Here is a 16,394-nt window from a genome sequence, read left to right on the forward strand (position 1 = left end):
TTTTTTCGTGAAAGCTTTGATTTTCTAGGGGGCGTTTATTTATTCGAACCCTCTGGGTGCAGGCCAATTCCCTGATGGCGTTCTTGTAATTTTGCAATCACATTCGCCCATGTTAGTCCTTGATGGTGCAATAACACGGTTAAGTGATAAACCAAATCAGCCGCTTCACTAAGGGTTTCCGGTTTATCTTGCGAAACGGCAGCTAGCGCCGTTTCTACCGCTTCTTCCCCTACTTTTTGGGCTATTTTCTTAATGCCTTTACTGTGCAGCGTTGCGGTGTAAGAGCTAGCCGGATCAGCGTTTTTCTTTTCTGCTAATTGCTGCTCCAGTTGGGCGAACCATGTCCAATGGCTGGAGGCTTGTTGGGTAAATTGATGAAAGCAGCTGTCTTCTCCGGTATGGCAGGTCGCGCCGATAGGGTTGGCTAAAATTAACAAGGTGTCATTGTCGCAGTCCAAGCTCATATCCACGATATTTAAAAAATGCCCCGAGGTTTCCCCTTTTGTCCAGAGGCGTTGCTTGGTACGTGAATAGAAGGTCACTTTGCCTTCATTAATGGTTTTGGCTAAGGCTTCGTCATTCATATATCCCAACATCAACACCTGACCGGTTTGGGCATGTTGGACAATGACAGGCAGTAAACCATCGACTTTTTGCCAGTTGATAAGGCTAGTATTAAGCATCATTTTCCTTACTCTCTGATTTCAATATTGTGTTGACGCAAATAGCGTTTGAGTTCTCCAATCTGAATAATCTGCTTGTGGAACACGCTTGCGGCTAATGCGCCGTCTACATTGGCTTCAATAAAGGCATCGCGAAAATGCACCATTTCTCCTGCACCGCCTGAGGCAATAAGCGGTACACGGCATACTTGGCGTACCATTTTTAGCTGGGCGAGATCATAGCCTTGGCGTACGCCATCTTGGTTCATCATATTGAGCACGATTTCACCCGCACCACGGCTTTGTACTTCTTGCACCCAATCAAGTAACTGCCAATGGGTTTGGCGGGTACGGCTTTCATCACCGGTATATTGGTTGACCCAATATTTACCGGTTGATTGCTCAAACCAGCTATCGATGCCGACCACTACCGCCTGCACGCCAAAGCGTTCGGAAAGTTGGTTAATCAAATCGGGATTAGCTAACGCAGGAGAGTTGATCGAGATTTTATCCGCGCCAAAAGCAAATAACTGCTCGGCATCGGCGACAGATTTAATCCCGCCGGCTACGCAGAAAGGAATGTCGATTACCTGCGCTACCCGTTGCACCCAGCTTTTATCCACGGTGCGACCATCCGATGAAGCGGTAATATCATAAAATACCAGTTCATCGGCACCTTCGGCAGCATAGCGTTGTGCCAATGGGACAATATCGCCAATAATTTCGTGATTGCGGAATTGCACGCCCTTAACGACTTGCCCATCACGCACGTCTAAACAAGGAATTATCCGTTTTGCCAACATTCGATTGCCTCCGCTACATTAAATTTTCCTTCCAATAAGGCACGCCCGACAATAACACCTGCCACGCCGGTATTTTTAAGTGCCTCAATATCTGCCAGGCTACCAATGCCGCCCGATGATTGGAATTGAATATCGGGATATTGCGCGCAGATTTCACGATATAAATCGACGTTTGAACCTGCCAAGGTGCCATCGCGTGAAATGTCGGTGCATAACACATGGCGTAAGCCGACACTTTGATAGTCTTCGATTACCTCTTCCAACAACACACCGCTAGCTTCTTGCCAGCCGCTGATTGCCACGATTTTTTGACCGCTTGCATTGATGTTGATGTCCAATGCCAACACGAATTTCTCCGCGCCATATTGAGCAAACCATTGTTTTACGGTGGCGCGTTCTTTAATCGCTGTTGAACCGATCACCACGCGGTTTGCGCCTGCCGCCAATAAATCGGCAACATCTTGTTCGCGACGAATCCCACCACCGACTTGCACAGGGCAAGGTGTTGCAGCAATGATTTGGCGAATTAACGCAGTTTGGCGGGCATGTGGGTTTTTTGCTCCGGTTAAATCTACTAGGTGTAATTGCTGTGCCCCTTGGCGAACGTAATTGGCAAATTGCGCAATAGGATCGCCGCAATAAGTGGTTTGTTTGGCGTAGTCGCCTTGGTGTAGCCGTACAACTTGACCATCAATTAAGTCAAGGGCGGGAATGATTTGTGATGTTTGCATAGGTTTTCCTGTGTAATGTAATCAGTTCCCCTCTTTAGTAAAGAGGGGTTAGGGGAGATTTAGCAGAAGTCATTTTCAACCTCGTGAGAGATTAGACATCCTAATCAAATCTCCCCCTGCCCCTCTTTTCTAAAGAGGGGGGCGTGCGTTATTTTAGCTCTGTAGTCTCTTTCACTTTCTCCACAAAATTTTTCAACAGTAACGCACCATTTTCGCCTGAACGCTCAGGATGGAATTGCACGCCGTAGAAGTTATCGCGAGCGATAGCGGCGGAGAAATCCACACCATATTGGCTAGTCGCAATGGTATTTTCATTAGGCAATACCGCATAGCTATGCACAAAATAGAAATGGCTGTCCTGCGCAATGCCATCAAATAGCGGGCAATTTTCATCAAAATGCATGCGATTCCAGCCCATATGTGGCAATGGCAAGCCGGTATCCGGAATCAGTTCGGTTTGCCCACTCATTAAACCAAGGGTGGAGACATTGCCTTCGGTAGAGAATTCCGTCATTAGTTGCATGCCTAAGCAAATGCCTAGCACAGGCTGTGTGAGATTTTGGATTACTTCAATCAACCCTAAGTGTTGCAAATTCAACATTGCTGCCTTAGCGGTTCCTACACCGGGTAAAATTAATTTATCGGCGGATTTAATTTTATTGAGATCATTGGTGATCTCCGCGTTATACCCTAATCGTTCAAAAGCAAATTTGACGGAGGAGAGGTTAGCGCATTTGGTGTCGATGATGGTGATGTTAGTCATTTAGTTTCCTGATTTTAGATTTTTTATTAAATTGGATAATTGTTCTAGCCCATCAAAAGTGCTTGGTACTTTATCAGGTGTTGAAAGAATGCTACTGAAAATTAAATTTTCAAATTTTTCTAGTGAAGCACCATCTTTTTCTTTTATCTCTTTTGCATAATCACCATAACTTTGAATAAACTGGCAAAGCGATTGACGTAATTCAATTTGCATTATTTGAGTTTGAATTGAATTATAATGAGTTAACACAACTCTAAAAAAATAAATCAATACAAATTCCAATCCAAATATAGGCAGGGTATGCTCCCAACCAATATCATTCCAATTGATATTATATTCAGAGAGCCAATTTAGGAATCGTCCACCAATAAAAACTATTGGTACTGTGATTAAAAGAATGCAAAATATAGTCATAATAGAAAAAGAAGTCCATTTTGATATTCTTTTTTTAGATAATAGATTTTCAAATCCTTTAGATAAGCCAACAAAGTTAAAACCAATTTTTTGCTCCTCTAATTTACTTGCCAAAGTTTTTACTTTTTCTTCTTTTTCAAATAAAAGACTTTTTAAATTTTCCGTTTCTAATTTTATCTTACCATCAATATTATTTAATTTTTCTTCAGCTTCTTTAACTTTATCCTCATAATTTGAAAATGCTTGGGGAAATATATGTCCAAGATAGTTATTTATCACATCTATATCGAATCCACCAGTAATTAAATTGTTCAGCCTATGAGGATAATTATCTTCACTAATAAATTCCTTAGCCTCATTCTTAAAACGATACCAAATTTCATTAAGTAAACGATCACTTTTTCCTGCTCTTTCCTCTGTTAGAATATATTCTCTTAAAAATCTACCGCAGGCTAAATATAATGCATTAGAAATACCATCAGGACTAATATTTTCTTCAGATATATGACTTATAACCTTGTCTGTACTAAACGGACAATTATTAATCCATTTATCTAAATTTTCTTTTATATTTTCTAAGATAGATAAACAAAACTTTAATTTCTTATTATTTTTTCTATCTTGCTCAGATAGTGATTTATTAAGTTCCTGTAATCTTTGATAGGTTAAGTCAATCTGTCTTCTTGTTATATCGGTTAGCATAATCCAGCCTTATATAAAAATTAATTTTATTACATAAAATATCTCCGTGAACTAACGACAAACTCAGCAACAGTTCACGGCAACTGCTATTATAATATGCCCTTACTACTCGGCAATTCATTCCCCTCAATCCTCACCGCCTGTCTCAACGTACGTCCAAACACCTTAAACAGGCTTTCAATTTTGTGGTGGTCGTTGTCGCCGGTGGCTTTGAGGTGGAGCGTAGCGAGCAGCGAGAATGCCAGAGATTGGAAAAAATGCTCGGTGAGTTCGGTGCTGAAATCGCCGACTTTATCGCGTTTGAAGCGGGCAGAGAATTTGATCCACGGGCGACCGGATAAATCTAAGGCACATTCGGCGCGGCATTCATCCATCGGGAGCACAAAGCCAAAGCGGGCGATGCCGCGTTTGTCGCCAAGGGCTTGTTTTAATGCTTGACCGAGGGCTAGGGCGGTATCTTCCACGGTGTGATGTTCATCGATCCACAAATCGCCGTTGCATTGTACGTTCATGCGGAATCCACCGTGAGTGGCGATTTGGTCAAGCATATGGTCGAAGAAACCAACGCCGGTTTTGATATCGTTAACCCCAGTTTCATCCAGCCATACTTGCACTTTAATATCGGTTTCTTTGGTTTTACGCACCACTTCAGCAAAACGAGGTGGACGGTTGCCGATGTTACTTACCGCTTCGCCCAATAATTTTTCAGCAATCAATTCCCAAGGCATTTGTTGCGGATGGTATTGAATGGCGCGAATGCCTAAATTTTCGGCTAATTGCACATCGGTTGCCCGATCGCCAATGACAAAAGAACGCGCAGGATCGAATAATTTCTTCTCAATATATTTTTTAAGCAGCTTGGTTTGCGGTTTGCGGCATTGGCAATGATCTTCCGGTTTGTGTGGGCAAATCAGCACATCATCAAACTCAATCCCCTGTGATTTGAATAACGCCATCATCGCATTATGTGGTTTATCAAAATCTGCTTGTGGAAAAGAGTCCGTTCCCAAGCCATCTTGGTTTGAGACCATCACAAAACGGTATTTTTCTTTCAGTTTCAGCATTGCCGGAATGACGTTCGGCTCGAATTTAAGTTTTTCAAGGCTATCAATTTGAAAATCAGTTTTCGGCTCATCAATCAAGGTACCGTCGCGATCAATGAAAAGAATAGGTTGCATGGGCTGTTCTCCTGTTTATTTGCTATCTTGGGCTTCCCCGCCGGCAGCGGGAGCCATGTATTAGTTGATTTGTTTGATGGCTTCAACCACTCGTTCACATTCTTCTTTTGTGCCAACGGTGATACGAATGCAGTCTTGTAAATTTAACGCTTTATTTTGGTCGCGCAGAATAATTCCCAAATCCCACAAGGCTTTAAATACTTTTTCGCCATCTTGGCATTTAAATAGCAAATAATTGGCTTCACTTGGGAAGACTTGTTCTACTTGCGGTAATGCAGCTAGCTGGTCGGCAAGCCATTGACGATTATCCAGAGTGGTTTGCACGCGTTCCTTAACCACGGTTAGATTTGCATTGGTAAGCGCTTGGGCGGCAATATCCGCGCTTGGAACAGGAATTGGATAAGGCGCAATCACCTTGCTCAGAATTTGAATCAATTCCGCATTAGCCAAGACAAAACCACAACGTAATCCGGCCAAGGCAAAGGCCTTAGAAAGGGTGCGGATGATGGCTAAATTCGGGTAGTTTTGCAGTTCGTTGGCGAAGCTCGCTTCAGGACAAAATTCAATATAGGCTTCATCAACCACCACAATCGCCTTGCCGGCGGTCATTTGCAATAATTTGATTAAATCAGACCGCTTGAGCAGATTTCCGGTCGGATTGTTCGGGCTACAAACAAATACCGCTTTCACGCCATCTAATTGCGCTTCAATGGCTTCCAAGTTGAGCTGAAAATCGGCATCAAGTGGCACAGTTTTGCAGGTAACATTGGCGGTTTCGGCGCTGACTGCATACATGCCGTAGGTGGGTGGGCAGAATAAAATGGCGTCCTGTGCAGGTTCACAAAAGGCGCGAATAATCAGTTCAATGCCTTCATCGCCGCCACGGGTGACTAAAACGTTCTCGGCGTTGACTCCGGCATAGGCAGCATAGCCTTCAACCACTGCCTGTGGCTGAGGCTCTGGATAGCGGTTTAAGTCTTTACCGGAAAGTTGAAAATTCGGTGAAAGCGGTGATTCGTTTGCATTGAGCCAAATCGTACCGTTGCCGCCGAGTTTGCGGGCGGATTGATAGGGCGTAAGCGCTTGCACGTTTTGTCGAGAAAGTTGTGATACTAACATAATAAGATCCTTTAATTTTTATCCAAAATACATAATTCATTAAATAAAATTAAGCTAGAAAGCACAGATATTATTTTATGACAAAGAAGCAAATACTCTTGTATAGTTAAAGACTCGCAATAATTTTCATCCTTAAAAAGGATAACATTATTTACCACATCAATTTCGACATCATTATGATTACATGAGTTTCTAATTTTATTTATATATATGCCTGTAAAAAAACCAAAAACCTTACTGTTTTTAAAAGGATTTAGTTTACTGCCATTATCTAACTTTTGATAATCATTCAATCCGTTAATTCTTTCAAACTTTGACACATCACCACGCTCTTTATAATTGTTAATACCTGCAATAATAAATAAGTAATCTGATAATATCTCGTAACAATCCGCATAGACATTTTTCACACTGGAAAAACTAAAAACCAATTGATTTTCATCAACCAAATCTAGACCTTGTCTTTCTCTTCTAAAAACACTCCAAAATAAATCCAAATTTGATATATAGTTATCAAACACAGGTATTAATTTCTTATTCATTGACAGAGAATTGATTTTACTAAAAACCTTTAATTTATCTTTCTCAACTTCAGGAATAGTATTCCACTCTCTAGAAAGAATATCATAAAGAGCATTTCCAATATTAGCAGATTGCAAACTCAAATAATCAAATACATAATGTAATGGTTCCTTGTTTCTCTTATATGCAATACTATTCTTATTTTTCTGAGCTATTTTATCTAAAACATCATATTTATTTAACAAGAACAACTTGAACAAATGGAATGATATCTCTAGTGTTTTTCGTCTTAAAGGTTCAATCTCAAGGTAATTTTTACCATTAAATTCTTGATGAATTCTTGATAATCTAGATAAAAGTGCTTCTGGTGAAAATGGCTCATTTATACACTTTGGTGCTATAAAATCCACATCAAAAAATAAAGAATAAGAAACATTTATTTCCGTAAAATCTTTATCAATAAGTTGACAATTAACAAAGCGGAAATTTTCATTCCTTGGTAATTCATTACAATTCCCTCCAATAGCATCAAAACTAAATTCATTTATAGTGCTACATTCTTTACATTCCCATTTTTGATTATGGGTCAGCTGATATCCAATCCCAACTTTAATTAATGCGATAGTTTCACAGACATCACATTTAATAGGAAAATTTATAATCATATAGACAACCTCAACTATCTATTTTAGAAGGAACTTTCTCATATTGAATAATATTCGCCAAACGAATCGATACTGCCATTTTGTGCGCATCCAGCTGCTCTGCTTGTGCCATCAATTCCACGGTTTCGGCTAAGTCTTTGAAACCTTGTGGGGTGAGTTCCTGCACGGTCATCCGTTTGCTGAAATCTGCTAAACCAAGACTAGAGTAGGTTTTGGTATAGCCATAGGTCGGCAATACGTGGTTGGTACCGCTGGCGTAATCGCCCATGCTTTCCGGGCTGAACGCCCCTAAGAAGATCGAACCGGCATTATCCAATTCGGGCAAGAGTGCGCGGGCGTTTTGGGTTTGTACGATTAAGTGTTCCGGTGCGTATTCATTGCTGATTGCTACGGCTTGCGCCAAGCTTTCGGCAATAAAAATACGGCTGTGCCCAAGGGCTTTGCTGGCGGTTTCAGCACGTGGTAAACGCGCTAGTTGGCGGGTAATAGCCTGTTTGGTTTGCGCAGCTAATTGCGCATTGGTGGTGACTAAGATCACTTGGCTGTCAGCGCCATGTTCGGCTTGGGAAAGCAGATCGCTGGCGACAAATTCTGGATCTGCCGTTTCATCAGCAATAACTAATACTTCCGATGGCCCAGCTGGCATATCAATAGCAGTACCATTTTGCACCACTTGGCGTTTGGCCTCAGTCACAAAGGCATTACCCGGGCCAAAAATTTTATCGACCTTAGCCACTGTTTCGGTGCCTTGTGCCATGGCAAAAATGGCTTGTGCACCGCCCACCGCATAAATGGTTTCCACGCCACATAGTTGTGCGGTGTAAAGAATTTCATCGGCAATTGGTGGTGGGGAGCACAACACAATTTTTTTACAGCCGGCAATTTTTGCCGGAATCGCTAACATCAAAACAGTCGAGAATAATGGTGCTGAACCGCCCGGAATGTATAGTCCCACGCGGGAAATCGGACGGGTAACGACTTGGCAGCGCACGCCGGCTAGGGTTTCGATGTCGATTTCTTGATTTTGTTGTGCCTTGTGGAAGGCTTCAATATTGGCTTTTGCCAGTTGAATCGCTTGCGCGAGCGCTGGGGAAATTCGAGCGCTAGCTGCGGCAATTTCCTCAGGAGAGACAACAAGGCTTGTCAGTTTTACTTTGTCGAATTTTTCGCACAATTCAAACAATGCGTTATCGCCGTTTTGCGTAACGTTTTCACGAATGGCATCCACCGCCTGTTTAATGCTTTCACCAACTTTTTGTGCCGGACGGGCAAGCGCTTGGCGTTTTTCTTCTTGAGTTAAGTTATTCCAGATTAAAGTTTGCATTGCCTATTTCCTCTTATTTAATTTTCCTTTCCCGTAAATGGAAGCAAGATTGGGTTATTCCATCATCTTCTCTATTGGTAACACCAAAATTGAACTAGCTCCGATGGCTTTTAGTTGCTCCATGGTTTCCCAGAACAGATTTTCTTGGCTGACAACGTGCATCGCAACTTTCGTGCTATCACTCGCTAATGGCAAAATGGTTGGATTTTCAACTCCAGGGAGTAGCGCTGTAATTTGTGTCAGTTTATCCTTTGGTGCATGCAGCATAATGTATTTGGATTCAGAGGCTTGTTGCACACCTTGGATGCGGGTTAGCAAGCGGTCAACTAGTGCTTGTTTTTCTGCATCAAGTGGTTCGGCACGTTGAATTAAGCAGGCTTTAGAACGATAAATCACTTCGACTTCTTTTAAACCGTTGGCTTCTAAGGTTGCGCCAGACGAGACTAAATCGCAAATTGCCGCGGCTAGTCCGGCACTTGGGGCAACTTCTACCGAGCCATTCAGTAAACAATTTTTAAAAGGAACGCCTTGTTGTTGCATATAGCGGCGTAAAAGGTGTGGATAGGAAGTGGCGATGCGTTGATTAGCAAGGGTTTGTACGCCGTTGTAAGTTTGGTCACGGTCAATGGCGAGGGAAAGGCGACAGCCTCCGAAGTCTAATTGGCGTAGTTTTTTGTAGGCGATGGTTTCGCCAGCTGCCAAGCGACCAAGCTCTTCTTCTTCCAAGACATTTTCACCGATGATACCTAAGTCTACGACTCCGTCAAAAATCAACCCAGGGATATCGTCATCACGCACACGCAGGATTTCAATCGGTAGGTTTTCCGAATAGGCGATAAGTCGTTGTTCATTCCAATTGATTTTTATCCCGCATTGTTTGAGTAGGGCTGCGCAATCTTGGCTTAAACGGCCTTTTTTCTGTAAGGCGATTTTGAGTCGGTTTTGTGTTTGCATATAAATATCCTCTGTAAAAATTATTGATGTGAAATAGAAAAAGCCCTCGAAGGTGCGAACCTTCGAGGGCTTTACGAGATTTTTTTCTCAGCGACTCTTATCTGTTTTTCAGGTAGCACCAAACGCTTGAATGTGAATTCAAGTGGTGGTGATGATAGCGACGGTTACCTAAAAAAATCATTTTTGAGCCTTATCTAAAAATAGAACTGGGCTTGACTATACTGAAGGATAAGTGTTGGCGCAAGCCCAAAAAGAAAAAAATTTAATTGATGTATTTTTTATTGATCAAGATCATGAATTGCTTGGGCGCAGGCAAAAGCCGAACTCCAGGCCCATTGGAAATTGTAACCGCCGAGCCAGCCGGTTACATCCAATACTTCACCGATAAAGAACAATCCCTCGATATCCTTTGCTTGCATGGTTTTAGAGGACAGCGCATGAGTGTCCACACCGCCTGCAGTGACTTCAGCGGTACGATATCCTTCGGTTCCATTTGGCGTGAAGTGCCATTGATGAATTAATTGGGCGATATTTTCCATACGCGTATTGCTGAGATTCGCTAAGGTTTCATCTTGTAATAGACCGACTTCCAGCCAGAGTTCGACTAATTTTTTTGGCAACAAACGTCCCAGTAGGGTCTTCAATTGGAGTTTTGGTGTGTTGCTTTTGCCTTGTTTTATTTCTTCAATAATCGAATGATGCGGCAGGAGATCGATTACAAGGTGTTGATTCGGCTGCCAATAATTGGAAATTTGCAAAACAGCCGGGCCGGAAATGCCACGGTGGGTAAAAAGCATTTGGTTGGTAAAGGATTGGTCGCATTGGGCTTGAATCGTTACAGGTAAACTAATTCCGGCTAAGCAGACCAGAAATTTATCGGCTTCTCGATAGGTAAAGGGAACTAAGGCAGCGCGCGGTGGAATAACCTTTATGGCAAATTGTTCCGCTAATTGATACCCCAAGGGAGTCGCACCTAACCCCGGCATGGAAAGTCCACCGCTGGCAACAACTAAATTACGGCAATACCAAGATTGTCCATTGATTTGTAATTGAAAACGGGCATTTTCGTGCCCCACTAGCCGCTGGACGGATTCAACGCTTGAGCGTAATTGAATATGTACGCCATTTGCAGCACATTCCTGTTGTAGCATAGCGACGATATCTTGAGCGCCATTATCGCAGAAGAGTTGCCCCAGTTCTTTTTCATGGTAAGGAATGCCATGCTCTGCCACCTTCGCGATAAAATCCCACTGATTAAAGCGGCTTAACGCCGATTTGACAAAATGTGGGTTTTGGCTGAGGTAATTTGCGGCGGAAACATCTAAATTGGTGAAATTGCAAAAACCGCCGCCGGACATCAGAATTTTACGGCCGATTTTTTTGCCGTTATCAAAAACACTAACTTGTTGCCCAAGTTTGCCCAATTGTGCGGCACAGAACAAACCTGCTGCACCGGCGCCAATAATAATGGTTGGAATAAAGTTCGTCATAGCAATGTGATAACGGTATCCCATTGGGATACCGTGTGTTTGGAAAGATTATTTTTTATTGAATTGTGGATCTTGCCCATAATTCGGGTGATATGGCCCGTAAAGCAGGTCGCCTTGCTGACCCGAAGCATCCAACATACGGCCGGTGGCAATGGCGGAGACCTTAAAGCCTTTATCGGAAATATTGTTAGCAATCTGTTTTACTACCGCCGCAATCATAGCAAAAATAGCACCGTTATTGTTGTTACGGTTGGAATCATCCGCGTATGCTGCACCTTCCCATAAGGTTTTTTGGCTGCGTAAGTCCACCAATTTTCCCCGTACTTTAACTTTAGTCACACTATCAAAGATTTGGTAGTTAACGCCATATTCTTCCACATTGATGTATAACACCGCATCAGCACCGAAAATTTGTTGCAATTTTTGTGGGTTAACATTGTGGATTTCTTGCGCTTGGGTTAAGCCGTTATGTTTAAAGGTTTCACTTACCAGCGCTGGAGGGAACACGTAGTAACCGCTTTCCGCCAATGGGTAAATCGTATTCGCTAATACCGCTGAGGATGCTTTGACTTCATTTGTGGTATCGGTTGGCGGTAATACCAAAATTGAACGCGGTTTGCTTTCTAAATAATTGGTATAGTCATAAGCCGTTTTCTTACCTGCACAAGCAGATAGCAACATTGCCCCTAAAATGATGCATAAAGAGGAATATTTTTTCATTTTGAGGCTCCTTTGGCGTTGTTAGTTTTCGTGCTTTGTACAGGAGCGTTTTTTGTTCCCTTATTCAGCAAAAAGTTAATGAACTGGGCCGATTCTGGGTAAAGTTGGCTTTCTTTTTGATAGGCTTCGTGCATTTTGCCTAAGTCACCGGTTTGTCCATAAAGCAGACCTAGCTGTGCATACAAACCCGGAGGAACTTTGCTGTTACCGGCGGTTTGGATAATTTTTTGTAATTGCTGAATTTGTTCTTGTGGATCGCCTTCTTGGTTAATCGATTGATAAACCGATTCCGTATAAGCGCCTTCCGTTCCCCAAGCATAAATATTTTGGCGGGGAGAGGAACAGGCGCAAAGGATTAGCGCTGTAGCCGTAATGGCAAACAGTTGTAATTTTTTCATATTGGTTCCTTAGTTTTATTTTATTAATTTGCAGGTTTCCATTGTCCGGATTCCACACCGGCCACTAAGTGATTGACCGCTTCACGAATGGCCAAGTCGAGTACTTTCCCATTGAGTGTGGAGTCGTAACCGGAAGTACCGCCAAAGCCCAATACTTCACGATTCGACAGCGCGAATTCTCCGGCACCTTGAACGGCATAAACGACTTCGGAGGTTTGTACATTCACTACGTTTAATGTCACTTTGGCGTAGGCAACTTGTTGCTTACCTTTACCTAGGATGCCGAATAATTGTTGGTCGCCAACGGTTTTTCGGCCAAATTCCGTAACATCCCCGGTAATGATGTAGTTTGCGCCTTTAATCGTTTGTTTTTTCCCTTTGATTTTGGACTCGGTTGCCGTTTCGCTCATATTGGTACGATCTAGCACGGTAAAGCGACCGGATTGTTGTAAGTTGGCAACAAGGATGGTTTTAGCCTGATTACCTAACTGATTGTTGTTATCTGAAAATACACCATTTTGGTAGCTGGAACGATTATCAAATTTGCCTACGGAGATAGGGGATTTGACACCGTTATAAACGGTGTTGTAAGAGTTCACTTTAGGGCTTTCTAACACTTTAGAACTTTCAGTTGCACAACCGGTTAAGCCTAATGAAAGAAGAGTCGCTGCGGCGATAGGAAGTAGTTTTTTCATAATGTACCTTTTTGCAATAATAAAAATCGGCCAATTCTAAATTCTTTTTTTATAAAAATCATCTAAGTGATTAAAAAATATTATTTTTTTGTCATTAATTAATTTTTTAATTGGTATCTCTTCAATAAAAAAATGCCGCTAAAACGAGCAGTTTTAGCGGCATTTATTTTTTCTTAGCCGTGGTAACGTCCGACGCCGAGTTCGTCTTCCTTACGGGTTCGGTTCATTACCTCTTGTGGGGATTGGGCAATCCGTAATCCCATTTGGTCTTCGGTGCGTACCACATCGCCACGTAAAGAATTGGTGTAAACATCAGTGATTTTAATATCCACGAATTTACCAATCATATCCGGTGAGCCTTGGAAGTTCACAATGCGGTTATTTTCGGTACGGCCGGTCAATTCCATAATGTCTTTCTTCGATGGGCCTTCCACCAAAACACGTTGTTCTGTACCCAGCATACGGCGACTATATTGCGCGGCTTGTTGGTTGATGCGCTCCTGCAATAGATAAAGACGTTGTTTCTTCTCTTCTTCGCTTACATCATCGGGCATATCGGCAGCCGGTGTGCCTGGGCGCGCAGAATAGATGAAACTAAAGCTCATATCAAAATTCACTTGTGCGATCAGGTTCATGGTTTGTTCGAATTCTTCATTGGTTTCCCCCGGGAAGCCGACAATGAAATCTGAGCTGATTTGGATATTTGGACGCACTGCACGTAATTTACGAATGATCGATTTATATTCCAATGCGGTATGGCCGCGTTTCATCATCGTTAAAATGCGATCCGAACCCGCCTGCACCGGTAAATGTACGAAATCCACGAGTTCCGGTGTATCGCGATACACTTCGATAATATCATCGGTAAATTCAATGGGGTGACTAGTGGTAAAACGCAGACGATCGATACCATCAATGGAAGCGACCAGGCGCAATAATTCAGCAAAGGTACAAATGCCACCATCAAAGGTTGGGCCGCGATAGGCGTTGACATTTTGGCCTAATAAATTAATTTCACGTACCCCTTGCTCGGCAAGTTGGGCAATTTCAAATAACACATCATCTACCGGGCGGCTGACTTCTTCACCTCGGGTGTAAGGGACGACGCAATAGGTACAATATTTATTGCAACCTTCCATAATTGAAACGAAGGCAGTTGGGCCTTCGGCACGCGGTTCCGGTAGACGGTCAAATTTCTCAATTTCCGGGAAACTGACATCTACCACAGAGCTTTTGCCACCGCGAATTTGATTAATCATTTCCGGTAAGCGGTGTAAGGTTTGTGGGCCAAATACGATATCCACATAAGGCGCACGTTGACGAATATGTTCACCTTCCTGAGAGGCTACACAGCCCCCCACACCAATGACTAAATCGGGATTACGTTTTTTTAATTCTTTCCAGCGACCTAATTGATGGAATACTTTTTCCTGCGCTTTTTCGCGAATGGAGCAGGTATTCAGAAGCAACACATCCGCTTCTTCCGGAACTTCGGTTAATTCCAAGCCGTGGGTATTTAACAACAGATCCGCCATCTTGGATGAATCGTATTCGTTCATCTGGCAGCCCCAGGTTTTGATATGTAATTTTTGCGTCATTTGCTTGTCACTATAATTGAGTCTAAAAAATGGTCGGCTATTGTACAGATTTGCGCTCCCTCTGGCCAGTAGCAATGCGGGATTTACCTCTTTCTGAGCAGAAATCTGATTTTTAAATCAATCCTAATAAAATCAATGGGTTACGTGCTATTTTTCAGAAAACTCTGGAAACTGACCGGGCGTTTAGTTAAAAAATTTTGCCCGCGTCAGAGTGGGCGCGGGCAAAAGTATTTTCCGTCAGCACAGGGTTAGCGTTTAAACATCCCGCCAAGACCGCCTAATCCGCCCATGCCACCGCCCATCAGGCCTTGCATACCGCGCATCATTTTGGCCATGCCACCTTTGCGCATTTTTTTCATCATGCGTTGCATTTCATCGAACTGTTTCAACAATTTGTTGACATCCTGCACTTGCGTACCGGAGCCCAAGGCAATACGACGACGGCGAGAGCCTTTGATAATTTCCGGACGGGCACGTTCTTTTAGGGTCATGGAGTTGATGATTGCTTCCATTTTCAGGAACATTTTATCATCCACTTGATTTTTAACGTGATCCGGCAGATTTTTCGCCCCCGGCAATTTTTCCAACATGGACATCATACCGCCCATTTTTTTCATTTCACGCAGCTGGTCGCGGAAATCCTCTAAGGTGAAATCATCGCCTTTTTTGAATTTCTGCGCCATTTTTTCGGCTTTTTCTCTATCGACAGAACGTTCCAAGTCTTCGATCAAGGAAAGTACATCGCCCATACCTAAAATACGGGAAGCAACGCGATCCGGATGGAATGGTTCAAGGGCATCGGTTTTTTCACCTACCCCAAGGAATTTGATCGGTTTCCCGGTGATTTGACGAATTGACAAGGCCGCACCACCACGAGCATCACCATCGACTTTGGTTAAGATAACCCCGGTAAGCGGTAAGGCTTCATTGAAAGCTTTGGCCGTATTGGCGGCATCCTGACCGGTCATCGCATCCACGGTAAACAGGGTTTCGATTGGATTTAATGCAGCATGTACCTGCTTGATTTCCTCCATCATTTCGCCATCGACATGTAAACGACCCGCGGTATCGACGATAAGCACATCATAGAATTTTAGTTTTGCATTGGCCAATGCGGCTTTGACGATATCAACCGGTTTTTGCTGAACATCAGATGGGAAGAAATCCGCACCTACTGATTGGGCGAGGGTTTCTAATTGTTTAATCGCCGCCGGGCGGTAAACGTCGGCGGAAACAACCAAGACTTTCTTCTTTTGGCGTTCGCGTAGGAATTTGGCTAATTTCCCGACACTAGTGGTTTTACCCGCCCCTTGCAAACCGGCCATTAAAATGACTGCCGGTGGTTGAGTGGCCAGATTCAAGGTTTCATTGGCTTCACCCATCGCATGTTCTAATTGTTGGCGGACAATTTTTAGAAATTCCTGACCCGGTGTTAGGCTTTTGTTTACCTCTTCACCAAGTGCGCTTTCCTTCACTTTGGCGATAAAGTCGCGCACCACCGGCAAAGCAACGTCTGCTTCTAATAAAGCCATACGCACTTCGCGTAGGGTTTCTTTAATATTATCTTCCGTTAAGCGACCTTTCCCACTGATGTTGCGCAGGGTTTTAGAGAGGCGATCCGATAAATTTTCAAACATATTTATTCCGTTTTGAGCT

Annotated in this window: 16 protein-coding genes and 1 other annotated feature; all 16 genes read right to left on the reverse strand. The window is 43.0% G+C overall.

Going from position 1 to position 16,394, the window contains the following annotated elements; genetic code table 11:
• Positions 1-35: 35 nt before the first annotated feature.
• The 16 genes from hisIE to ffh all read right to left on the reverse strand — a co-directional run bounded on the left by hisIE (position 36) and on the right by ffh (position 16,375).
• On the reverse strand, positions 36-683 hold the full coding sequence (gene hisIE / locus CKV74_RS05540) for a bifunctional phosphoribosyl-AMP cyclohydrolase/phosphoribosyl-ATP diphosphatase HisIE (protein ID WP_007242953.1): 648 nt from the start codon (positions 681-683) through the stop codon (positions 36-38).
• A gap of 8 nt (positions 684-691) precedes the next feature.
• The gene (hisF, locus tag CKV74_RS05545; protein WP_007243059.1) at positions 692-1,465 is read right to left on the reverse strand and encodes an imidazole glycerol phosphate synthase subunit HisF; all 774 of its coding nucleotides are present in this window, start codon (positions 1,463-1,465) and stop codon (positions 692-694) included.
• Positions 1,447-2,196 carry a 1-(5-phosphoribosyl)-5-[(5-phosphoribosylamino)methylideneamino]imidazole-4-carboxamide isomerase gene (gene hisA / locus CKV74_RS05550; protein ID WP_095176848.1) on the reverse strand — a complete coding sequence of 250 codons (750 nt, stop codon included), beginning with the start codon at positions 2,194-2,196 and terminating at the stop codon, positions 1,447-1,449. The genes hisF and hisA overlap by 19 nt, the downstream gene beginning before the upstream one ends.
• Before the next feature lie 148 nt (positions 2,197-2,344).
• On the reverse strand, positions 2,345-2,959 hold the full coding sequence (hisH, locus tag CKV74_RS05555) for an imidazole glycerol phosphate synthase subunit HisH (protein ID WP_007242818.1): 615 nt from the start codon (positions 2,957-2,959) through the stop codon (positions 2,345-2,347).
• Positions 2,960-4,075, reverse strand: coding sequence for a hypothetical protein (locus tag CKV74_RS10605; RefSeq protein ID WP_231897290.1), 1,116 nt, complete (start codon positions 4,073-4,075; stop codon positions 2,960-2,962).
• Between the two features lie 89 nt (positions 4,076-4,164).
• Entirely contained in the window at positions 4,165-5,253 is a 1,089-nt protein-coding gene (gene hisB / locus CKV74_RS05565) for a bifunctional histidinol-phosphatase/imidazoleglycerol-phosphate dehydratase HisB (protein WP_007242868.1), read from the reverse strand.
• A gap of 60 nt (positions 5,254-5,313) precedes the next feature.
• Positions 5,314-6,372 carry a histidinol-phosphate transaminase gene (hisC, locus tag CKV74_RS05570; protein WP_007243083.1) on the reverse strand — a complete coding sequence of 353 codons (1,059 nt, stop codon included), beginning with the start codon at positions 6,370-6,372 and terminating at the stop codon, positions 5,314-5,316.
• Positions 6,373-6,383: 11 nt separating this feature from the next.
• A complete protein-coding gene (locus CKV74_RS05575; protein ID WP_007242817.1) occupies positions 6,384-7,559 on the reverse strand; it encodes a hypothetical protein in 1,176 nt (391 codons plus the stop codon).
• A gap of 10 nt (positions 7,560-7,569) precedes the next feature.
• Complete coding sequence (hisD, locus tag CKV74_RS05580; protein ID WP_007242936.1) at positions 7,570-8,883, reverse strand: histidinol dehydrogenase; 1,314 nt, start codon at positions 8,881-8,883, stop codon at positions 7,570-7,572.
• Between the two features lie 54 nt (positions 8,884-8,937).
• Complete coding sequence (gene hisG, locus CKV74_RS05585; RefSeq protein ID WP_095176849.1) at positions 8,938-9,837, reverse strand: ATP phosphoribosyltransferase; 900 nt, start codon at positions 9,835-9,837, stop codon at positions 8,938-8,940.
• Positions 9,838-9,871: 34 nt separating this feature from the next.
• Positions 9,872-9,995 (reverse strand) — a sequence feature (His leader region).
• Positions 9,996-10,115: 120 nt separating this feature from the next.
• Positions 10,116-11,327 (reverse strand): BaiN/RdsA family NAD(P)/FAD-dependent oxidoreductase, encoded by a 1,212-nt coding sequence (locus CKV74_RS05590; RefSeq protein ID WP_039847888.1) that lies wholly within the window; start codon positions 11,325-11,327, stop codon positions 10,116-10,118.
• A gap of 48 nt (positions 11,328-11,375) precedes the next feature.
• Positions 11,376-12,047 carry a DUF799 domain-containing protein gene (locus CKV74_RS05595; protein WP_007243085.1) on the reverse strand — a complete coding sequence of 224 codons (672 nt, stop codon included), beginning with the start codon at positions 12,045-12,047 and terminating at the stop codon, positions 11,376-11,378.
• Complete coding sequence (locus tag CKV74_RS05600) at positions 12,044-12,445, reverse strand: DUF4810 domain-containing protein (RefSeq protein ID WP_007243006.1); 402 nt, start codon at positions 12,443-12,445, stop codon at positions 12,044-12,046. Before CKV74_RS05600 ends, CKV74_RS05595 begins: the two co-directional genes overlap by 4 nt.
• 23 nt (positions 12,446-12,468) lie before the next feature.
• Positions 12,469-13,140 (reverse strand): CsgG/HfaB family protein, encoded by a 672-nt coding sequence (locus CKV74_RS05605; RefSeq protein ID WP_007242932.1) that lies wholly within the window; start codon positions 13,138-13,140, stop codon positions 12,469-12,471.
• Positions 13,141-13,313: 173 nt separating this feature from the next.
• Positions 13,314-14,738, reverse strand: a complete 1,425-nt coding sequence (gene miaB, locus CKV74_RS05610) for a tRNA (N6-isopentenyl adenosine(37)-C2)-methylthiotransferase MiaB (RefSeq protein ID WP_095176850.1) — start codon at positions 14,736-14,738, stop codon at positions 13,314-13,316.
• 248 nt (positions 14,739-14,986) lie between these two features.
• On the reverse strand, positions 14,987-16,375 hold the full coding sequence (ffh, locus tag CKV74_RS05615; RefSeq protein ID WP_007242941.1) for a signal recognition particle protein: 1,389 nt from the start codon (positions 16,373-16,375) through the stop codon (positions 14,987-14,989).
• Positions 16,376-16,394: the final 19 nt, after the last annotated feature.

This window comes from Haemophilus pittmaniae, from assembly GCF_900186995.1.
GTDB lineage: Bacteria > Pseudomonadota > Gammaproteobacteria > Enterobacterales > Pasteurellaceae > Haemophilus_D > Haemophilus_D pittmaniae.